Raw genomic sequence first — 21365 nt, forward strand, 5'->3', positions numbered from 1 at the left:
CCAGCACTTTGCCGCCTGCGATGCCCTTCAGGCAACACGACTGGCCGCCTATCAATAGGCCCACTAACCAATGTGAGTTTAGCATCTTTTAAAACGCCCAAATTACAGATACTTCTCCGTCTCTGTTGGGAGCGTTTTTTTGAGAATCCCTGAGTATCGATTCAATAATATTAACCGATCGAGGGTAGGAAGACAACTCGATAAACGCTTGCCCTCTTTAGTCAACCGAAAGTTAAACGGTTCTTAGTTTACTACGATACCGACTCAGGGTTTCTCGGGTTATACCCAGATAGCTGGCTATGTATTGCAAGGGAACCCGCTTAAAGATTTTTGGATGTTCCGCCACCAACGAGCGGAATCGGACTTCAGGGTGATCTTTTAAAAAAGCAGCTTCCCGTTTTTCGGACCGAACAAATTGATCCTGGGCAATGATGCGTCCTAACTTCTGCCAGGCCGGGAAATGATCGTATAGATTCAATACATCCTCATAGTACAACTCGATGACCTGCGTCTCTTCCAGGGCTTCGATATGGAGCATGGATGGTTCCTGAGAAAAGAAACTGGCAAAGGAACCCAGCAGACCGTTTTCAAAAATGAAATCCTTACAAACCTCCCGGTCTTCAAGCTGATAATAACACCGGGCCGACCCTTTTTCAATGAAAGCGATCCGATCGCAGACGTCACCCGCCTTTAAATATGGTTCATTCTTTTTCAACAGGCGCGTATGTAGTACGTTTTCTAGGGCTGCTTTTTCCGCTGCCGATGGATTAATAAGTCGCTCAATGTTGAATAATACGCGCATAAACACTCGTTTTTCGCTCTACTTATTTGGAGAATCAACCGCAGGCAGGATGGGGTAAAAATAAGTCCTCACTGAGCCGAATTAGATGGCTGGCTGGATGACTTGGTAGAAAAGACGCTTGAACTGAGCTTTAGCTTGTACTAATTGAGAAGTAACCAGTAGTCCACAATGCTACTTGCTCATTATGAACGTATTGGATTAAAGAATCATGACAGAGAAACGTACTTAAAAAAATTTACTCCCGTTTGTTTTTGTGATTTGAATCAAATGCGAAAGGCGATTGTCAGCCTTTACTTTGCCCCAACAAAACACAAAAACACCATGAACACACTCACTAACACCGCCTTACCCCAATCCCACGAGCAGCTATTCGTGCTGACCACATTGATTACGTTGCTGGTTCCTTCGCAGGCAACAGCCGGCAAGTATAGTGTCTGGGAAGAGACGGTCCCACCCCTGGCTGGTCCGCCACCCCACAGCCACCCTGATGAAGAAGTGTTCTACGTGCTCGATGGCTCGTTTGAATTTTTCCTCCATGATCTCAGCCAGCCGATTCAGGCCACTACGGGAGCCGCTATTCATATTCCCAGCCAGGCCTTGCATACCTACCGGAACAGGGGCACAACTGCCGGTAAACTGTTAACCATGGCCACACCGGGTAAACTGGAAGCGTATTTTCGGGCCGTCGGCAAGCCCGTACATTCTGCTGAGGATGTCCCTGATTTAAACCAGGTCCCCGACTTTCCCAACCTCGACGCCAGGGATTTTCTCGAACGGGCACCGGAGCATAAGGTAACCTTTTATTTCCCTCAATCGGAAAAGTAGCCAGCAGCCTGTAGTGAGTACCCTGTCAACCTCAAACCGACTTCTTTTTATGGATACCCGACCGGTGTTATCGACGAACCTGATTTTTCGTACTTTTAACCCAGCAGCGATCAACCAGGTGGTAACCCTCGAAAAAATAAAAAATCAGGCCGGCGAGATTTACGCGGTACTGAGCTACGAGCCGACTAAAAACTACTTGCTCATGAAATGGGTGGGCTATTCAACCGAAGACGAAGTCAAACAAGCATCACTAAAAATGATGGCCTGGCAACTGAATGAAGGCCTGAAGAAGCAATGCCGGGTTCACGTTCATGACACTAAGGAGATCGAAGGGGCCTGGATTGGCGTCGTCGACTGGATTAATACCGACATGTTTCCCCGCTGCTACCAGGCTGGGTTGCGGTACAACCTCAGTATTACCTCACCCGACCTGTTTTCCAGAATGTCATCAGTCGCTTTACAGCAGCAGAAGTCCTGGCAGGTGCCTACCATTCTGGTCGAGAGTTTGGTCCAGGCCGAAGAGTGGATCACTCAGCACGCCCGATCTCTCTAACATTCACCAGCCATGCATTCGCTTTTCTGGCTTTAACGAGCCAGCCGGGCTGTCTTTGCCCAAACCAATCATTTGAATACGTAAACACACAACTCCGTTGAAATTAATGAAAGTCCTCTTAACAGGCGGCTGCGTCATTACGATGGATGAGCAGCAAACCATTTACGAACGCGCCGACGTACTGCTGACCGGCGACCGAATTACGGCGATCCAGCCCAGTATTGACGCCGATGATTGTGAGCGAATTGACGCCAGCAACCAAATCATTATGCCCGGCTTCATCGATACCCATCGCCACCTGTGGGAGAGCGTAGTGCGTGGTACCGCTGGCGACTATTTCCTAATGGAATACCTGCAGCATGTGTTAGGACCACTAGCCGCATCCTTTCGGGCGCAGGACGTTTATACCGCCAACTTGCTGGGGGCCTTAGAAGCCCTGGATGCGGGAGTAACCACCCTATTCGACTGGTCACACATTATGAATACCCCCGACCATGCTGATAGCGCCATTGCCGGGCTGAAAGAGGCCGGTATTCGAGCCGTTTTCGGCTACGGAACACCGGGTACATCGGTTTGGGAATGGTTTTACGAAAGTCAACGTACCCATCCGACCGATATTGAGCGGCTTTGCCAGCAGCATTTTAGCTCAGCTGATCAACTGGTTACCCCGGCTATGGCGATTCGCGGGCCTGAATATTCCGCTTTCGACGTAGCCGCCCAGGATATACACCTGGCTCGACGGCTGAACCTGCCCATCTCGATGCATGTCGGTTGTGGTACGTTCGCCGATAAGTACCAGGCGGTTTCTAAGCTAGCCTCGGCGGGCTTGTTAGGCCCTGACCTGAATTTCGCTCATGGCAATTTTCTGTCGATAGACGACTTCAAGCTTTTAGCCGACCACGGTTGTTCGCTATCGATTACACCAGAAGTAGAGATGCAGATGGGGCTGGGTTTTCCGGCTACCGGTAAGGCCTTGGCGGCTGGATTGAAACCGTCGCTGGGTGTTGATGTGGTTTCGGGCGTGAGTGGTGATTTGTTCACCCAAATGCGGATAGCCCTGCAAACGGAACGGGCGCTGGCCAACGACACACATCTTCGGGCTGGCCAAATGCCCCAGACGATAGCGCTGACGATGGCCGATGCGTTGAGGTGGGGTACCATAAACGGAGCCAAAGCCTTACACCTGGATCGCAAAACGGGCTCGCTGGTAGCGGGCAAACAGGCTGACCTACTGCTGGTAAATACCGATGCGCTGAATCTTTCGCCGATGAGCAACCCCATAGCGGCCGTTGTCTCACAGGCCAGTGTGGCCAACATCGATTCGGTATTTGTGGCGGGCCAAGCGGTCAAACGACATGGCCGACTACTCTATCCAAACTTAGCCAGCTTGAAACAGCAAGCGAAGAAAACGGCAGGATATCTGCTGGAAAAAGCCTTGATGACTAGTTTGGCGCAGGTCTGAGTCACGCCGATAGCCACTACGTTTAAGCGAAATCAGGTATAAAAACAGTTCGTTCTTCCCTGAACATCTTGACGTTCATTACCCACTTTTTCCTTTCCTAGTATAAGCTAAAACCAACAAGACAATGAATCTTACCCCAATCAATCCCTGGCAGTGGCAGGCCAACTTTGGCTACGCCCAAGCCGTATCGGTTCAGCACCATTCGCAAACGCTTTATTGCTCCGGGCAGGCCGCCCTAGACGCGGACGGAAAACCCTTGGGCGGCCGTCTGAGTGAGCAATTGCAAGCGAGTCTGCAAAATCTGGAAACCGTCATCCAGCAGGCGGGCTACGATCCGGCCCACATTGTCCGGCTAAACTTTTATACGACGTCCATACCGGATTTCTTCGGAGCTTACGGTGCCGTTGTCGCCTGGTTGAGCGCATATGGCATAATGCCAGCTAGTACCTTAGTAGAGGTGACAGCCCTGGCCTTTCCGGAGTTGACCATTGAAATCGAAGCAACTGTCGTCGGCTAAATTGATTCGTACGCCCATGCTGCTGCCCATCTAAGGTAGCAGCATGCTTCTGTAGCACTATAAGTCATAGCGATCAACTCGACAACCCATTACTTTTATGCGACTAAATCTGCTATGTTAGTTCGGCCGATGGACAACAGTTCGTCACACGAGTATTGCTTTCGGGTTACATAGTCTCAACGTATTCTGACTCATGCAGGAAGGCCACCAGTTAGATGCGCTCGCCGGGGGTCAGGCTAAACTCGAATTTCGGTTGGCAGGCTACCAGCCCGCGGAGGTTATTGACCTATTCGAGCGCTACAATCTTGAAGGGCGGATACGCTATGAACGGCTTACCTGGCTTGATATGCCCTTTCCTTTTTTGGTAGCAGCTTTTGGCAGTTTGCTGTTTAGTATTACTTTCCGACGGTGGGGATGAATTTGGCTGGGCAATGTGGGCCGGATCGTAGCCCGCTTGCTGGATGGCGGCTTGTAGTCTGTTGACTCGCGTGAAATTAGTAGCTTTACTCGTAGTTTATACCGCAATACCATGGCATTCACAGGCTCCCTGTGGCAATCGGGCTTGCATTTACGTAAACACATCTGATGGCCATTTATTTCTTTCAGAACGGGTCAGTCTAAATACCGACTCACGAAATTTCCTATTCATGACGTATATTCATAACGGCTACGCTTTCGTCTCAATTCGGGTAGCGTTTTTCTAAGATTGAGGGTTGAAACTTACTCTTCACTTGTCATCTCAATCCCGGCTCGTATGGCTGCTTCAAGTGTATCCAGGTATATATCGCTCAGCCGTTTAAACTTGATGCAATAGCCGCTCACGCTCGCCTTGCCAATCGTTTCACCAAACCGTTGCGCTAAGTACTGCTTATCGTCAAGGCCAAGGATATAGACCGAGATGCCAGTGGTATTCGCACTAATACCTACTTGATAAAACTCTTTGGTTTTTCCATCCGAGTAGGTTATTGTACGTGATCCATAGCCAATGGACGGATTAGACACCGTTTTATTGTCGCTGTTTTTTCCATCCGAGAACCACAACTTCCCCGCTGGCATCACACGCTGTATGAGGTGGTGCAATGTTTGTATATCAGTGCGTTTTGGTTCAGTTTGGTTGGTGATATAGGCCTGGATTTGTTCTTGTGTGTTCATCGGGAATCGCCCGTGGGGCGTGGCTACTTTACCTGGTCAAGGTTGGGTTTATGGTTAGGCAGGTCGGTGCTAGGCTTAATAATAAACGAGTCGGCCTAAGCGTCAAGTGGTGTGATCGTGGTTACGATTGACGACAAAATTAACTATACTGATCTTGGTCTTAGGGGGTAATTACGACAAAATGAGGGCGTTTTAGGCTATCATTGGGTCGCATTGCAGAATCGTACATAAACCCTCATGACTCGCTGACGGCTCTTTTTGATTTCAGAATAGTCGTTAGGTAGGTGGGTTTCGTGAAATCTGATTTCACGAACAACAATGTGAAACGATTTAGTAGCCTAGACACCCCATTTTTAACGTTGCCTTTTTCGTTTCAATCAATTGCTCGTTTGAATGAAATGTACTCAAATGGGCATAAAGTCGTCTTTCAAGGCAAAATAGTGATTGGATGAGGGTTTATGTACGATTCTGCAATGCGACCCTGGTTTATGTGGTTTGGGTAAGCTTGATTGGTTTGTTATATCCAATCTGTAAAAAGTTTGCTGCTTACAAACAACGTCATAAAGAAAACTGGTGGTTAAGTTATTTTTAACCTACTGGTTTAGCAATGTTGTCAATATAAAGCTGCAGCTAATAGGCGTTTTCTACTAGGCAGGCCGACTAGTACCCAAAAGGCGAATTCTCAAAAAAGGCTCCATCCTGAGACAAAGTGATTAATCGCTATCAAGTAGAGTGAGCAACCTTTCGGCAAACCCTAGCCAGCACCCTTTTCTCACGTTTAGTGCCCATTACGCGCTTCGTGCTGAAAATCCACTGTAACCTTTTGTAAGTAACTCAGTTTCCGGCTCGATTGGAAGCCATCGAGTCTTGAACTAATTTGTATTACGAATGAAACCCCTTGTCCTGCCAGGCGTGAAATTTCACCTCCTAGTTTTGCTGCTTGTTTTATCAATCAATACGCGGGCTCAACAGAAAGATGATGGGAATCAGACTTCCCAAAAAAAATATCTACCAAAGCTCTTACAAGAAGATTTTCTGATATTCCGCAAAACCCTGGAAACAACCTATCCGAGTCTGTACCGCTATGCCGATTCGATGACCATCCACACCTATCTGAATCAGCAAGCTGGCTTACTCAATAGGCCCATGAGCGAAGCTGAGTTTTATAAACTGATTGCGCTCTGCTGTGGGCGACTAAACGATGAGCATCTGATCCCCAGACTTTCCCTTGACTATATTAAAAATCAGGACTTCAACAAGGCCAAGCGGTTTCCCTTTACCTTCAAGATCATTAACCGCCGGTTTTATATTACCAAGAGCGCTTTTACCCCCTCACCCGTTCCAGTGGGTTCCGAGCTTATTTCGATCAACGGCCGGCCCATGGAAGCGATCTTAACCCAATTACTGCCAGCTATCGCTGCCGATGGCTATAGTCAAACCTTTAAGATCCGTCATCTGGAAGATTACTCGACCACCCAGGAGGAGAACCTATTTGACAGACTGTATCCCATTTTTGTCGAAGAGGCCACTTCATTTCGTCTGGAATATATTCCCATTGATCAACCCTCAACCAAACAAACCATGGTGGTAGCTGGTCTGAGTTCAGACCAATATCAAACATTTTATCAGGAAAGGCAGGTTCTCAATAAACCACTTACATTTACCTATTTAAAAGGCGATGTAGCGTATTTAAAGATTAGTTCATTTCTGGGCTGGCACAGGCGCCGATTCAGGCAAAACGTTGATTCGCTATATCAAGCAGTCTTTACTGAACTTAACCGGAAACACATTGCTCACCTGATTCTAGATCTACGCAATAACGAAGGCGGAGACCATACAGGGGAGGAGTTGCTGACTTACTTACTGAAAAAGCCTTACCGGCATTTTGCCTACATTGAGAAACGATATGTTGGTTTCCCTGAGGTAAGTCCGTATTTAGCCAACGCAAAAGACCTGTATGTAGCCGATTCAACCGTATATAAAACGGCATCGGGCAACTACCGGCCCCAACCAGCTTATTACCGCTACTGGACGCCCCTTTTGCTGGAGCAAATCCCCAAAGCGGCTCATTACACTGGGGACTTGCTGGTGCTGGCCAACGGAGCTACGGGCTCGATGGCTGGGGTTGTCTGTAGTTTTCTGAAGTCGAATCAGCGAGCGGTGTTTATTGGTGAAGAAACGGGAGGGGCCATGGAAGGGCCTACGGCGCGATCTTTTGCCAAATTAACCTTACCCCATACACAAATCCGGATTGAAGTGCCCTTAACCAAAACGGTTAATTCGGTAAACTATACCAAAGGGAGAGGAGTCCTTCCCGACTATTGGATTGAGCCGACGATCGAAGATTTGCTTGATGGGGTGGATACCGAACTGAACTTTGCCCTGAAGCTACTCAATAACCAATAGGCCGTGATTAACAGGGAAAAGTATAAGCTGGACACTTTTAAAGTTTGCGAGTTGGGAAAAGCGTCGGTGTTACCCAATGGCATCCTAGCCCAGCTTCTGCGAGTAAGATAATATGGACCCAGAAGTGCCAGAGGCGATTCAGCGTACCTTTATTGCGTTAGAAAATTCTCAAAAAATGCTCCCCTTTTCAGTACGTTCCGCTTCTTATTAGTCAAGTGAGGAATTGCCTACTCGGCCTCGCAGGGGCGCTCCACCCCCGTCCCGCTCAACTACTTAGCCTTCAGCGATCGGTTCAGGTTGGTACGGGCCTGGTTTACCGTGACAACTAAAAGTAGGCCCATGACAGCCCCCGCTAGCAGAAAGGTTATCGACATGTTCTTCATCCGTTTCCATTGATTAGTTAAAATGGTAACTCAAAACGTGGTTACTTGTTAGTGATGCATCTCCTTAAACGCTCATCAAAGTGAGAATGCTGTATTCTCTGGTTGAGGCAAATGACGGCGACGCCAACACGTGAGTGATCCGCTCACATCGGTCCGTTTCAGTGGTCTCGCCCCAGCGTACCGGCCACTGCGGCAAAACTCCCTAACTACGCATAAACTTTATCAAGTTAAAACAGGATCAAAGAATTTTTATCGACTTATTTCCCTCCAAAGACAGGAAATTTGCTAGCCTCTCCGTAATGCTCAATTTGTTCCATATTCGTTAAGTCCTCCATATCTTCTTCCGAGATAACGAACTCCACGTTGGCGTTGGCTTTCATGTGCTCTGGATTGGCGGTCTTAGGAAGTGGGAGCATGCCAAGCTGCAAGCAATACCGGATACTTAATTGAGGCACAGAAACATCGTATTTTTGGGCTAGGTCGGCAAGCTGTTTATTCTTCAATAATTCGCCGTGGCCAATGGGTGAGTAAGCCTCCACCAGAATACCGTTATCCTGACAATAGTGGATCAGTTCCTCTGGCGTATTGCTGATATGCGCTAAAATTTGATTGACCATTGGTTTTACTGAGCAGGAATTCAGGATATTGTCGATGTCTGCCTGTTCAAAATTCGACAGGCCGATGGCGCGAAGTTTTCCTGCTTTGTAGGCTTCTTCAAGTGCTTTCCATGCTTCCCGGTTCCCGTCAAAGTAAGGGTCAGTCCCGCTGAATTCTGCCCAGGGTTTGGGGCTGTGAATAATCATCAGGTCAATATACTCAAGCCCTAATCGTTCCAGAGAGGCATCAATGGAAGCTAAGGCTTCTTCGTATGACTTTACTTCAGCGGCAAGTTTGGTGGTCACGAACAGCTCTTCTCGGGGTATGCCACAGGCTCTGATACCTTCGCCCACTCCGCTTTCATTCTGGTAGGCCTGAGCCGTATCAATATGCCGGTAACCGATTTTTACCGCATCCTGGACTGCTTGAACAACCGCTTTATTGTTGATAAACCAGGTGCCAAGACCCAGTTTTGGTATTTTCACGCCATTCAATAACGTATAGGTTTCGTCTAAAATCATCAGTTTTTATGTTTATGGTAAACTGGACTTGTTTTCACTGTCGCTCCCGGTAGCGTACAGCTACCGGGAGCTATTGTACTCCGCATCCGTGACGGCCTGAAGCCAGTTAACAATGCCTTTTTCAGTGTTAGGAACGATATGAATGTGCGTCATGGGACTGTCAGCGGAAGCGCCGTGCCAATGCGGAATATTTGGCGGGCACTTCACCACGTCCCCTTTTCGAATGATCTCCCGAGGCTTTCCCTTCAACTGGTGATAGCCAACCCCATCCGTGACCAACAGAATCTGCCCACTCGGATGCGAATGCCAAAAGCTGCGGGCTCCCGGCTCGAAGGTGACGCTGCCACTCGCCAGTTGATACGTTGAATCGGCGGCTACCAATTTCTGAACCCATACTGTACCAGTAAATGTTTGGGCAGGACCCTTTTCACCTTTCGGAAAAATGGCGCTCTCCGTACTACGTTTAGTTCCGCTTTCTTTCGTCTGCGCTTGGCATGGATGCAGGTAAAGACTTGCTAGGCTTATTGTTATTATAAAGCCTGTTCGTGCACGTACGTTTTTCATAAGTTTAGCTGTTTACTAATTCAATCCACTTCGATAGGCGATGGGAGTAGCGCCAACTTGTTGTTTGAAGAATCGCGTAAAATGTTGAGGGTATTTGAAACCTAGTTCATAGGCAATTTCACTAATGGATTTGCTGGTATCAAAAATCCGCTCTTTCGCCAGATCGATCAGCTTTAGCTGGATGAATTCCAGGGCAGATTTGCCGGTTTCCTTTTTAATTAAATCGCCAAAGTAGTTGGGCGATAGGTGAAGCTCCTGAGCAAAGTAAGCCACCGTTGGCACGCCATCGATTCGCAGCTTTTCGCCTGTTAAATAATCATTTAGTTTCTGCTCAAACTGCTCAATGATCCCGTGATTGGCGTGTTCGCGGGTGATAAATTGACGATCATAAAACCGGGTGCAGTATTTCAACAGCAATTCCAGGTTGGCGACAATTAGCTCTTTACTGTGACGATCTATATTTTGGCTCACTTCAGAAGTGATGTTGCTGAAACAAGTCGTCACGATCTCCCTTTCTTTATCGGAAAGGTGTAATGCCTCATGGGAATGATAGCCGAAAAACGAATACTCATGAATCTGCTTGCCTAAAGGGGTGCCTTTAATCAGATCGGGGTGAAAGATGAGCGCCTTCCCATAGGGCTGGTGCGTTTCGCCTTCGGGCTCATGGGTAATGACCTGTCCAGGGCTAAAAAAGACCAGCGTTCCTTCGGCATAGTCATAGTATTGATTGCCATACCGTATGTCTCCACAATGGGTTTCTTTCAGGATAACGGCATAAAAATTCAGCGTAAACTTTTCCCGTTTTAACGGCTTGGACAGATTTAAATCGACCAAACTGATTAGCGGGTGCTGGGTTTTGTTCCCAAAGGTATCCGCGTATTTTTTTATCGTGTCGTAGACTAGCATTGCTTACGGTTTGGCAGCAATCGGTGCGCCGACCTAAGGCTAACCGCGCGTGCCATTCGATTTTTAATCAAATCTACGGAGGGAACCTGTGACTCATTCCAAGGTCAGTAAAAGTGGTAGGTAAAACCGTAAAATGTATAAAAGGTACAGTACTGCTACGCGGTAATTTTGCCAACGATTTGCTGAGTATCAGGATAAATGCCTATAAGTGAAGCTTGTCATCATCGACGATTATGAAACTAAACAGAACACTTCTCCTACCGCTCCTGCTGTTTTTTGTGGGTGGTATGGCTTGTAAAACAGATATCCCGATGGCAGAAGAGAAACCAATTAAGCTGGATAGTACTGGCACGGATACGAACCCCGTTCGGGATAGTTCGTCCAATCGGCTACGCATTCGGTTTGGCTCACACACCTTTCAGGCGACTCTCCTCAACAACCCAACCATAACTGCGTTCAAAGCCCGGTTGCCGCTTACGCTGTCTATGAAGGAGTTGAATGGAAATGAAAAATTTGCCGATCTGCCAACCAACTTACCAACCAATGCCGCCAATCCCGGCACCATTCAGGCGGGCGATCTGATGCTGTACGGCTCCAATACGCTGGTGCTATTCTATGAAACCTTTCGGACCTCCTACAGCTATACCAAACTGGGCCGGATCGATAACCCAACGGGCCTTGCTACCGCCCTGGGCTCTGGAACTATAACGGTTTCCCTGGAAATGGAGTTATAAATCCAATACGTAGTGAACGAAGTTATCAACGTTAAATCGTCTGCTGTATGGCTGAAAATGACTATTTAGGTGATGAATTAGAACCATCTGATTCGTCCCGGCGGAATTTTTTGAAGCAATCCTCCGCACTGGCTGCCATGGCGCTAACTCCGCCTGTTGCCCTAACAGCGGTTGACAGTGGCCTCCACGAGAAAGTGGCGCTGGCCGTTGAGCAGATGCCGTTGCGGCTGACCATCAATGGGAAGGCTCAGCAGCTCAGCATTGAACCCCGCGTTACGCTCCTCGATTTGCTACGTGAACAACTTCATCTGACCGGCACCAAGAAAGGTTGCGACCACGGTCAATGCGGAGCCTGCACAGTGCATGTTGACGGGCAGCGGGTCAACTCGTGTTTAACGTTGGCCATGACCACGGAAGGTTGTAACGTAATAACCATTGAGGGCTTAGCCAATGGTGATAGCGGTCGGAATGCCGCACCATCGACGGGTCGATTGCACCCAATGCAGGAAGCCTTCATTAAGCACGACGGCTTTCAGTGTGGCTATTGTACGCCCGGTCAGATCATGTCGGCAGTGGCCTGCATACGGGAAGGCCATGCGGATTCGCCGGAGGAAATTCGCGAGTACATGAGCGGCAATATCTGCCGATGCGGAGCCTATGCCAACATTGTCGATGCAATCATGGATGTAAAAAAGGGAGGAACCAAGGTATGAACCCATTTCAGTTTACGCGAGTTACAGACGCCAAAGCCGCCATTTCAGCGATCACGAAAGAAAGTGGTACCTACTTTCTGGCGGGTGGTACCAACCTCATCGACCTCATGAAACGGGAAGTTATTATTCCCGAGCGGCTAATCGACATTAACAAATTACCCCTGACGTCGATTGAAAAAACGGGCACCGGTTTACGTATTGGGGCCATGGCCAAAAATTCAGCCGTAGCTGATAACGAGTTGGTGAAAAAGCATTTTCCGCTGCTATCCATGGCGCTCAACGCCGGTGCGTCGGCGCAGCTTCGGAACATGGCCACGGTGGGCGGGAATATGATGCAGCGCACCCGTTGCCCCTACTTCTACGATACGTCGATGCCCTGCAACAAGCGTGGTTCTGTGCAGGCTGGTCCCGACAAAGGAAAGCCGAACGGACCGACCGGCTGCGGAGCCATCGGCGGCTCTAACCGGATGCACGCCATTTTTGGAACAAGTACAAAATGTATTGCAGTACATCCCAGCGATATGTGCATTGCGCTGGTGGCGCTAGATGCGACGGTGAATGTATCAGGTCCGAAAGGTGATCGCAAAATCCCATTTAGTGAGTTTCATCGGTTACCCGGCGACATGCCTCAAAAAGACAATACGCTTGGTCCCGGTGAACTGATTATGTCGGTCGATTTGCCGATGAATGAAATTGCTAAGAACTCTTATTATCTCAAGGTTCGCGACCGGGCGTCGTATGCCTTTGCGCTGGTATCGGTGGGTGTTGGTCTCGACCTGAAACGTAGCACAATACAAGATGTTCGATTGGCGATGGGTGGAGTGGCTCACAAGCCCTGGCGACTGACCGCAGCCGAGCAGTTTTTAAAAGGCAAAGAAGCCACGGATGCCAACTTTAAACAAGCCGCTACGTTGACTATGGCTGGGGCCAAAGGCTATGGCGAGAATGATTTTAAACTCACACTGGCTCCTAACTCGATTGTCGAAGCCCTGAAAATGGCCACAAAAACCGCCTGATCCATGACAAAAGATACGAAAAATCCGCCTATCGACCGGGTTGATGGACGACTGAAAGTGACTGGCGGAGCTAACTACTTCGCTGATTTCGAGCTACCCAACATGGCCTATTGTGTGATTGTCGGCAGCGAGATTGGCCGGGGTACGATCACTAGTCTGGATACGAAACGAGCGCAGGGTGCACCGGGTGTGCTGGGCGTGTTTACGCACCAGAACATGCCGCCTATTCCGGGCTGGGATGCACCCGTGGGAGGGCCAGCGGATGGACCGCCCCCTAAACCAAAGACGGAAGAAACGTACCGCATTCTGAGTAGTCCGAAGATTCTCTTCGACGGGCAGCCCATTGCGATTGTCGTGGCCGACACGTTCGAGCGGGCCACCTATGCCGCTTCGCTGGTTAAAGCGACATACAGTAAGCAAACGGCCCGTACCGATTTACAAAAACACGTAGCAGAGGGTGTTTCGCCTAAGGGGAATGATGGCGGTAATTACTCGCGGGGACAAGCTGACGCATATCAGACGGCCCCCGTTACATTAGAAGCCAATTATATCATCCCCATCGAGGTGCATAATCCAATGGAGCTGCACGGTATTCTGGCCCACTGGACTGGTGCCGATACGTTGATTATTTACGCCAAAACGCAGGGCGTGAACGCTACTCAAAATGCCATGGCGCAGGCGTTCAAAATCGACCCAAAAAATATTCATGTCCATACGGAATTCATGGGGGGCGGATTTGGCATGGGACTACGTACCTGGCCGCAGGAAATGGCGGTGGTAGCCATTGCCCGGAAGATTGGCCGCCCTTTGAAACTGGTAGTGAATCGGAGTCAGATGTTTACATTGGTTGGTCACCGGCCTTATACCGTGCAGACCATTCAAATGGGAGCCGACAAGGATGGGAAACTGATTGGCATTGCACACGCAGCCACCGCAGAGACTGCCAGTTATGAGGACTTTACCGAAGCGACCGTTAACATGACCAAGTTCATGTATGCTTGTCCCAACGTGAGCACCCGCTACCGCCTGGTCCGACTTGATCGAAGCGTACCGATCTGGATGCGCGGGCCGGGCGAAGCTACTGGCGCCTTTGCGCTGGAATCCGCCATGGACGAGATGGCTCATAAGCTAAATCTCGACCCCATTGAGTTTCGACTGCGTAATTACACCGAAACCGATCCCGAACATAACCGACCGTATTCAAGCAAGCACCTGAAGGAAGCGTATCAGAAAGGAGCCGAAGCGATTGGATGGAGTAGTCGAAAAGGCGAACCGGGTAGTTTGCGCGAGGGTAACTGGTTGATTGGGTATGGTATGAGTACCGGCGTGTTTAACGCTTTTCGGTGGGAGGCCAGTGCCCGCGCCCTGCTGAAAGCCGATGGCTCCCTGACGGTGCAAAGTGCAGTGACCGACATTGGGCCAGGAACAGGAACGGCGCTGACGATGATTGCCCACAATGTGCTGGATGTACCAATTGACAAGATTAAGGTAGAATATGGGGATACCTCGCTGCCGAAAGCGCCTACACAGGGTGGTTCAGCCATTGTCTCGGCGGTGGGATCGGCGGTATTTGATGCCTGCACCGCCATCAAACAGGAGCTTATAGAACTGGCTAGTAAAGACGGAGGAGCGCTGGCCGGTCGGCAGGCGGATGAACTGACACTGGCTGACGGGGTGCTTTCGGTTGACAAAGAACCGGCTAAAAAAGTAGCTGTAAGCGAATTGATGCGGGCGAATAACCTAACGGTAATCGATAAAACGAAAGATTCGAAAGGCGGACCGGACATTCAGAATTATTCGATGTATTCCTTCTCAGTGCATTTTGTACAAGTACGTGTCAATCCACTAACGGGTGTCGTGCGGGTAGCCAAAGCCGTTAGCGTGGCTGATTCAGGCCGGATAGTTAGCCCTAAAACGGCAGCTAGTCAGATGATCGGTGGAGTTGCCGGTGGCATTGGTATGGCGCTGACGGAAGAAGCCGTTATCGATCATCGATTTGGCCGGTTTGTGAACAACAATCTGGCGGATTACCACGTAGCGGTTCACGCCGATGTACCGGCTATCGAGACGATTTTCATCGATAAGCCCGACCCGATCATCAATCCGATGGGTGCTAAAGGCATGGGGGAAATCGCGCTGATTGGGTTTGCCGGGGCCGTGGCAAATGCCGTTTTCAACGCCACCGGTCAGCGTATTCGTGACCTACCAATTACCCCGGATAAAGTGATGCAAAAGTTGGTTTAGATCGCACAGATGGGAATAAACCGTATTAGCAAAACCGGACATAGATTAGTTAGCTTACTACGTTATTGAAAAACGGTTTCGCTAATTACAGCACAGTAATTGACGGAGCGAAATTTAAAAAAATATGACCATCAGTAAAAATGGAACGCAGCCATCAGCCATTGGGCCCGAAGCCTGGTTTACGGGCGCGGTGCGAATTGATCCCTTGTTCTCAAAAAAAGAATCGACGAAAGGGGCTGGAGCGCTGGTAACCTTCGAGCCGGGGGGCCGAACCGCCTGGCACACCCATCCAGCAGGTCAAACGCTTATTGTTATCTCGGGTATGGGTTGGGTGCAGCGCGAAGGTGGCCCCATCGAAGAAATTCATCCGGGCGATGTAATCTGGTTTGAGCCGAACGAAAAACACTGGCATGGAGCCTCACCCACGAAAGCCATGAGTCATATCGCTATTCAGGAAGAATTGAATGGTGACGTAGTTACCTGGATGGAAAAAGTGAGTGATAGCGACTATACAAAGTAATTACAGAAACACGCTGTAAAAAAGATGAGTAAGTCTGAAAACAATTCACCAGTAGCCAGTTCTAACATTTTCGAACGGCTAAAAGCGGGGGAGCTTTTACGAAAGGATGATCCGGAGTATGACAAGTTTGCTACCGTTGTGTCGCGAACTATCCAGTTATGTGTTCAGATGAATGCCACCGCTACCGATATTGATCAGGTACGTACTCAATTGAGCAGCATTATCGGCAGTCCGATTGATGCCACGACAGCAATCTTCCCGCCGTTCTACACCAATTTTGGTCGGTCCATTTCGCTGGGGAAAAACATCTTTATCAATCATGCCTGTTCTTTTCTGGACATTGGCGGCATCACGATTGAAGACGACGTGCAAATTGGGCCTCGGGTCAATCTGACCTCTGAAAACCATCCGTTAGACCCAACTGATCGTCAAACGCTGATCCCCAAACCAATTGTCATCAAACGCAATGCTTGGATCGGAGCCGGAGCGACCATTTTACCAGGAGTGACAGTTGGTGAAAACTCAGTAGTCGCTGCTGGTGCCGTAGTAAGCCGGAATGTACCAGCCAATGCGGTCGTGGCCGGTGTTCCTGCTAGAGTCGTTAAGAGTTTATAAGGATGTTCGAGCAGGCTTATCATTTTTTGGGTCGCATTGCAGAATCGTACATAAACCCTCATCCAATCACTATTTTGCCTTGAAAGACGACTTTATGCCCATTTGAGTACATTTCATTCAAACGAGCAATTGATTGAAACGAAAAAGGCAACGTTAAAAATGGGGTGTCTAGGCTACTAAATCGTTTCACATTGTTGTTCGTGAAATCAGATTTCACGAAACCCACCTACCTAACGACTATTCTGAAATCAAAAAGAGCCGTCAGCGAGTCATGAGGGTTTATGTACGATTCTGCAAATACACCCGAATTGATCAGGCATTGGCCTAAGAAAGCAGGGCCTGTTTGACTCGTCCCTGAAGGGGTGGTTTCACCCCTTCAGGTCAACCTTTCGTTAGGGTTTTAAGCGTTTGGCGGTCGCATCGAACGTAGACAAGGTACCTTTCAGGGTATCGTCATCCACTTTGGTGAGCTCAATGGGCACTTCCCCGCCCTGAGACGACTCAAAGTACATAACCACCTTCTCGCCCGTCTCCTCAACCCGGATTAGGGGGCGTTTGGCCTGGCCTGGATCAGTCGTATTCGTCAAGTCTCCCGTCAGTTTACCCGCCTTGCGGACTAAATCCGTTGTAAATTTTACGTCGCCAACGGGGGTTCCGACGGCACTGATTTCCCATTTATCCGCGAAGAAATCAGGCGGGGTCGTCGTTTGCGCAAAACCGGCATGGGCCATCCCAACCAGTAAGAACAGAAGCAGGATACGTACGTTTCTCATCTCAGTTAATAGTTAAAATGGAATACAGTTTTCTTACGTGAAGGAGTTTGTCCCTATTCGACAATGACCCGGACCCGGTCCAGATTCTGGATGCGGGTAAACCGGGTTTTCGCATCGCCTTCCCGCTGAGCGGCTACGCGAAGGGTTGGGAAGTAGGTACCGGCTTTGGTAAAGGTGTAGGTAGACGACACCTGGGCATGGGAACCGGTTTTATCGGATGGCTTGAGTTGGGCCGGTACGGGGAAGACATCCGAGCTGTCAAAGTTCCAGCCATGAAGATCACTGATGGTAAAGCCACCCGGTAACCCCTCAAAATTCCAGACCGCCTTCACGACTTTACCTTTGTTTTTTGGTACGGCTACCTCGGCGGTAAAGCGAACCGCTTGCCCCACTTTTACCACGGCTCGTTTGCTACCATTGGCCAGTACGCTGACCACCGGCTGAATGCCACCGCGCTCGTCTGCCGTAGGGGGAACAACAACCTGTCCGTCGGCAATCGTATAGTGGGTCGTGGCGGCTGGTTCGATACCTTTCTCCACCCAGGCGCTCAAATCCAGCAACGCCTGCTGAAGCACGCCGAGATAACTCACCGTTCGGGTGGGGTCATCTTCGATGGCTATATCGCCGTGCAGGGCATGGTCAGTATACCAGAGTCGAAAATGCTGATCGGTCTGGTCGCCCCAATTCTCCTTCACGCGGGCCCGGTACCAATCCGCCTGCCAGCCGAACGCTTCCCGATCCCAACGTGATTCGAGTAGAATCATCTTGCCTTTAAACTTACCCGTCGGCAATACACCAGCTGCTCCCTGGGTAAAGATGGGCCCTAAGAGCATGGGTCGCTGAGGGTAGATCGGTTTGCCGGTGGCATCCCGGAACTGGTCGTATACATGATAGGTCTTGTCAGGGACCTGATGCCGGTGATAGGTTTGTACCGCCAGGAAGTTCGAATTGTCGACCTGTACGCTGTCCCCCGGTTTTACCTGAGCCAGCAAGGCCGGATCGACCGGGCCAAGAACGACTTTGTCCCCCGAAATTTTGGTCAGCTGCAGGGTCTTACCAGCAGCAGCACCGCTTTTAATAAGCAGGTCACCCCCCATAAAGTCAATGTCAGGTAATCCATTTTGCAGCTGAAACCCAACGGGCATGGCCCCTTCCACCCCGCCCAGGCTTTTCCAGGCCGCATCGGCCGTGCCCCGGTCTTGGGCTGACATCGATTTCGTTAAGCCTAAGGCCACCGCCTGGTCACTGCTGACACCAGCCTTGATGGTACTTTTCTGCTGAATACGCGCTTTCAGCAGGGAAGCCGGGGCGGCAGCCCCCAAATAGCCGGGGGTGTTCCAGAAATCCTTCTCGAAATAGGCCCGATCGATGCCGACAATACTTTGATAGAGTACCAGAAACCCATGGATACCCATGGTCTGGTAGCCAAACCAGGACTGGGGTGGGAAGCCCATCTTGGTGACCTCCTGTAAGGTTTCTTTTTCTTCGGGATTCAAACCCGCATACATATCGCCACTGCCACCGGGTTCGAGGGCATCAATGATCTGAGGAAATTTATCGTGCAATACCCGCATGGCATGCATCCGAACCGTAAAGACGTTGGGAATGGCCATGGGCGAACCCAGTACATACGGCACGACCCCATCCCAAATCCCCTCCGTATTCTCAATGCCACCCACGGTCCTGTAAGCACCCCCGCTGCCCCCGAAGGCATAGCCAAACGGACGCTTACCCCCGTATAGTTGGGCCGCGATCACCCGGGAATACTGAGCCGATGCCGCATTAGCCCGGTAGGCGCCAATGCTGGCATCCCGAGATTGGGGCTTGGCAAAGTCGATCTTGCCACCAGCATTGGTTTCAACAAAATAAGCCCCGTGGGTTACGGAAAAGCCGATCTTATCTTCCTCGCCGGAGGCTCCTTGGGACAAATTCTCGTTGTCGGGAAAGGGGGTGATATAGTGGAAAAAGTGGCCCTGATAGGTTTCATTAGGCGGGAAGTAAAATGAGAAACGAGCGTCGGTTCCCTTAAAACCACCATGCACGTACCGATGGCGCACCGGCTTATCCCGCCACTCATCCACGTCCACGTACGGCTGGCTAAAGAGCGTGTCTTTGGTGGTGTATTTCTTAGCGAGTGATGCGCTTTGCTGGGGCAAATTGGTTGGCGTCTGACCAAGGGACACAGAAGCGGTCGTCAGCCAAATCACGACGGAAAGAAAACGGAACGACTGCACAAAGATTGATTTCATCGGTTTTTATTAGGTTAAAAGGGCTATGCGGTGGGTAGGAAAAGACTAGAGACCGGTTGCTTAGTTGGGCCACGCCTTTACCCGGTTGTCATCACCGCGACGGGCGTTGCCAGTAGCGACTGTATATGCTCATCGAGGGCTTGAAGCCCGCTGGGCGTACAGAGACTTCGGATGTACTGGCCGATCGTATGAATCATTAAGGCCTGGGCCGATAAACCAAACCGGTTAAACTCCTCGGTCCGAACCGCAGCCTGGTGAAGCACCAGTACACTTCGTAGCGCAACGTCGGGTAGAATGTCGGCTCGAAAGGCCCCCTCGTCCATAGCCTGGTAGATAACGGACAGAAAGTATTGCTCAAATTTTGGCCCAATCACGGCATTCACACTCTGTTCCAGCTCGGGATAGTAATAGTGTAGATCCTCATAGAAGACTTTATTGATCTGGTACTCTTTGTCAATGGCCGTTTGCCAGATCGTGAAAAAGAGACAGGCCACGTTTTCTCCTGTGGGGAGGTTTTCCAGCAATTGGTACTGTTTGCCGTGGTAGTGATACAGGACCGCTTCCAGAAGCTCTTCTTTATTTTTAAAATATTTATAAACTGTTTTCGTGGAGATGTTGAGCGACTCAACGAGCTTCTGAATGGACATTTGCCGAATGCCATACTGTAAGCACAGGTTCAGTGATGCTTGTAAGATTTCATCCTTCATAAGAGCTAGCTATGGAAAATAAAAATCTTGTTATATTTTCCATAACAAAGAAAGAGGAAAATATTATTACAATCAAATTTTCCTTGCGGTTTTGAGAAGTTTACGGGTTAATGCGACAGCTTGCCGATGTTTTTTAGAATGTAATGGTTAGTCCGCCATCCACCGTCAGCACGGAGCCGGTCATGTAAGGGGCATCGGACCGGCTAAAAACCAGGCGACACCGGCTATTCGGATGGGAGCGGATTTCTCGGCGGAAATAAAGTCGAAAGGACTGAATGAACAGCAGGCACCATTAGCAGCATAACCTACTTTCAGGTGTTTTTAGACTACTGGAGGTCACTCTTGGTAGTCACATTAAACGCCCATTTTTTGAAGCATATGCAATCAGCCTGATTTGTTTTCAGTAGAAGGATATATAGTACAAACCTAGATAGATCGCTGATATTTCTTTGAGATAAGCGGGGAGACTTACCTGATCAGGGAAACTATCTGCAGAAACTGACCCATTGTCACAATGGTCGTGTTCTGATAGGTACCCAATGTCAACAGATCATTGTCACCCGTGATTAAAAAATCAGCCTGACTGCTTTCCGCTATCGCTAGTAAATAGTTATCGGCCTCATCCCGTGAAAGGGAAGGAATCTCACCTAGCGACACTTCGTGAAGGTAAAACAGAGTAAATGCCTTGAATCGAGCTACTTGATGAGGTCTGATCACCTTTGAAAACTTTGGCCGGCTGATAACGCCCTCAAACTCAGTTAGCAGCTCAGACGAATAATAGATTTGAAGATGGGCGTTTTTTATTATCTTATAGTAAAGCGTTCGGCGGGAGTTTCGACTAATGCAAGCGGAGATAAACCAATTGGCATCAATCACTAACCTAATCTTTCTTTTTTTGGGCATTCCGGTAGGCTATGATCTCTTGCTGAATTTCCTGGGTTGATATAGACACATTGGGTAGTTCGGCATCTAAATCGTCAAAGAGTTCATCCGCCATTTGCAATTGTATTTTTTTGGCAATGGCTAACCTTTGCTTGGGCGGTAGGGCGTTGAAGGCCTGAATGACTTCGTGTTGAGACATGATTGATCCTGGTATCGAGTTATTG

Annotated in this window: 22 protein-coding genes; 12 read left to right on the forward strand and 10 right to left on the reverse strand. The window is 49.3% G+C overall.

Translation table 11 applies throughout. The annotated features are described in order from the left end of the window. Window positions 1-232: 232 nt before the first annotated feature. Entirely contained in the window at window positions 233-802 is a 570-nt protein-coding gene (locus ACYVC2_RS32180; protein WP_461109829.1) for a Crp/Fnr family transcriptional regulator, read from the reverse strand. Window positions 803-1123: 321 nt separating this feature from the next. Between ACYVC2_RS32180 and ACYVC2_RS32185 the strand changes: the two genes are divergently transcribed. The 5 genes from ACYVC2_RS32185 (at window position 1124) to ACYVC2_RS32205 (ending at window position 4577) form a co-directional block, all read left to right on the forward strand. Next, window positions 1124-1627, forward strand: coding sequence for a cupin domain-containing protein (locus tag ACYVC2_RS32185; RefSeq protein ID WP_461109831.1), 504 nt, complete (start codon window positions 1124-1126; stop codon window positions 1625-1627). A 49-nt stretch (window positions 1628-1676) separates the two neighbouring features. Continuing rightward, entirely contained in the window at window positions 1677-2180 is a 504-nt protein-coding gene (locus ACYVC2_RS32190; RefSeq protein WP_461109833.1) for a hypothetical protein, read from the forward strand. 106 nt (window positions 2181-2286) lie between these two features. Further along, entirely contained in the window at window positions 2287-3642 is a 1356-nt protein-coding gene (locus ACYVC2_RS32195; RefSeq protein ID WP_461109835.1) for an amidohydrolase family protein, read from the forward strand. A 124-nt stretch (window positions 3643-3766) separates the two neighbouring features. Next, complete coding sequence (locus ACYVC2_RS32200) at window positions 3767-4159, forward strand: RidA family protein (protein ID WP_461109837.1); 393 nt, start codon at window positions 3767-3769, stop codon at window positions 4157-4159. A gap of 193 nt (window positions 4160-4352) precedes the next feature. Then, window positions 4353-4577 carry a hypothetical protein gene (locus ACYVC2_RS32205; RefSeq protein ID WP_461109839.1) on the forward strand — a complete coding sequence of 75 codons (225 nt, stop codon included), beginning with the start codon at window positions 4353-4355 and terminating at the stop codon, window positions 4575-4577. Between the two features lie 302 nt (window positions 4578-4879). Here the strand turns inward: ACYVC2_RS32205 and ACYVC2_RS32210 are convergent, their stop codons facing one another. Next, window positions 4880-5311: a DUF1801 domain-containing protein gene (locus ACYVC2_RS32210; RefSeq protein WP_461109841.1), complete on the reverse strand. Its 432-nt coding sequence runs from the start codon at window positions 5309-5311 to the stop codon at window positions 4880-4882. Between the two features lie 888 nt (window positions 5312-6199). Between ACYVC2_RS32210 and ACYVC2_RS32215 the strand changes: the two genes are divergently transcribed. After that, window positions 6200-7717: a S41 family peptidase gene (locus tag ACYVC2_RS32215; protein ID WP_461109843.1), complete on the forward strand. Its 1518-nt coding sequence runs from the start codon at window positions 6200-6202 to the stop codon at window positions 7715-7717. A 640-nt stretch (window positions 7718-8357) separates the two neighbouring features. Here ACYVC2_RS32215 and ACYVC2_RS32220 read toward each other — a convergent pair. The 3 genes from ACYVC2_RS32220 to ACYVC2_RS32230 are packed head-to-tail and all read right to left on the reverse strand — an operon-like array spanning window position 8358 to window position 10688. Then, window positions 8358-9218, reverse strand: coding sequence for an aldo/keto reductase (locus tag ACYVC2_RS32220; protein ID WP_461109845.1), 861 nt, complete (start codon window positions 9216-9218; stop codon window positions 8358-8360). 60 nt (window positions 9219-9278) lie between these two features. Beyond that, window positions 9279-9782 (reverse strand): (R)-mandelonitrile lyase, encoded by a 504-nt coding sequence (locus tag ACYVC2_RS32225; RefSeq protein WP_461109847.1) that lies wholly within the window; start codon window positions 9780-9782, stop codon window positions 9279-9281. 15 nt (window positions 9783-9797) lie between these two features. Further along, a complete protein-coding gene (locus ACYVC2_RS32230; protein WP_461109849.1) occupies window positions 9798-10688 on the reverse strand; it encodes a helix-turn-helix domain-containing protein in 891 nt (296 codons plus the stop codon). Between the two features lie 233 nt (window positions 10689-10921). On the opposite strand from ACYVC2_RS32230, the gene ACYVC2_RS32235 reads away from it, so the two are divergent. The 6 genes from ACYVC2_RS32235 (at window position 10922) to ACYVC2_RS32260 (ending at window position 16530) form a co-directional block, all read left to right on the forward strand. Then, complete coding sequence (locus ACYVC2_RS32235) at window positions 10922-11422, forward strand: cyclophilin-like fold protein (RefSeq protein WP_461109851.1); 501 nt, start codon at window positions 10922-10924, stop codon at window positions 11420-11422. A 47-nt stretch (window positions 11423-11469) separates the two neighbouring features. Next, on the forward strand, window positions 11470-12135 hold the full coding sequence (locus ACYVC2_RS32240; RefSeq protein ID WP_461109853.1) for a (2Fe-2S)-binding protein: 666 nt from the start codon (window positions 11470-11472) through the stop codon (window positions 12133-12135). Continuing rightward, entirely contained in the window at window positions 12132-13151 is a 1020-nt protein-coding gene (locus tag ACYVC2_RS32245; protein ID WP_461109855.1) for an FAD binding domain-containing protein, read from the forward strand. Before ACYVC2_RS32240 ends, ACYVC2_RS32245 begins: the two co-directional genes overlap by 4 nt. A gap of 3 nt (window positions 13152-13154) precedes the next feature. Continuing rightward, window positions 13155-15395: a xanthine dehydrogenase family protein molybdopterin-binding subunit gene (locus tag ACYVC2_RS32250; RefSeq protein ID WP_461109857.1), complete on the forward strand. Its 2241-nt coding sequence runs from the start codon at window positions 13155-13157 to the stop codon at window positions 15393-15395. 124 nt (window positions 15396-15519) lie between these two features. Continuing rightward, the gene (locus ACYVC2_RS32255) at window positions 15520-15915 is read left to right on the forward strand and encodes a (R)-mandelonitrile lyase (protein WP_461109859.1); all 396 of its coding nucleotides are present in this window, start codon (window positions 15520-15522) and stop codon (window positions 15913-15915) included. A gap of 24 nt (window positions 15916-15939) precedes the next feature. Next, window positions 15940-16530 carry a sugar O-acetyltransferase gene (locus ACYVC2_RS32260; protein WP_461109861.1) on the forward strand — a complete coding sequence of 197 codons (591 nt, stop codon included), beginning with the start codon at window positions 15940-15942 and terminating at the stop codon, window positions 16528-16530. A gap of 392 nt (window positions 16531-16922) precedes the next feature. Here ACYVC2_RS32260 and ACYVC2_RS32265 read toward each other — a convergent pair whose 3' ends face one another. The 5 genes from ACYVC2_RS32265 to ACYVC2_RS32285 all read right to left on the reverse strand — a co-directional run bounded on the left by ACYVC2_RS32265 (window position 16923) and on the right by ACYVC2_RS32285 (window position 21340). Further along, the gene (locus ACYVC2_RS32265; RefSeq protein ID WP_461109863.1) at window positions 16923-17303 is read right to left on the reverse strand and encodes a hypothetical protein; all 381 of its coding nucleotides are present in this window, start codon (window positions 17301-17303) and stop codon (window positions 16923-16925) included. Window positions 17304-17356: 53 nt separating this feature from the next. Next, complete coding sequence (locus ACYVC2_RS32270) at window positions 17357-19552, reverse strand: hypothetical protein (RefSeq protein WP_461109865.1); 2196 nt, start codon at window positions 19550-19552, stop codon at window positions 17357-17359. Window positions 19553-19629: 77 nt separating this feature from the next. Beyond that, the gene (locus tag ACYVC2_RS32275; RefSeq protein WP_461109867.1) at window positions 19630-20259 is read right to left on the reverse strand and encodes a TetR/AcrR family transcriptional regulator; all 630 of its coding nucleotides are present in this window, start codon (window positions 20257-20259) and stop codon (window positions 19630-19632) included. A gap of 468 nt (window positions 20260-20727) precedes the next feature. Next, on the reverse strand, window positions 20728-21162 hold the full coding sequence (locus ACYVC2_RS32280) for a putative toxin-antitoxin system toxin component, PIN family (protein WP_461109869.1): 435 nt from the start codon (window positions 21160-21162) through the stop codon (window positions 20728-20730). Next, entirely contained in the window at window positions 21140-21340 is a 201-nt protein-coding gene (locus tag ACYVC2_RS32285; RefSeq protein ID WP_461109871.1) for a hypothetical protein, read from the reverse strand. The genes ACYVC2_RS32280 and ACYVC2_RS32285 overlap by 23 nt, the downstream gene beginning before the upstream one ends. Between the last annotated feature and the right edge of the window lie 25 nt (window positions 21341-21365).

Source organism: Spirosoma koreense, assembly GCF_054777875.1.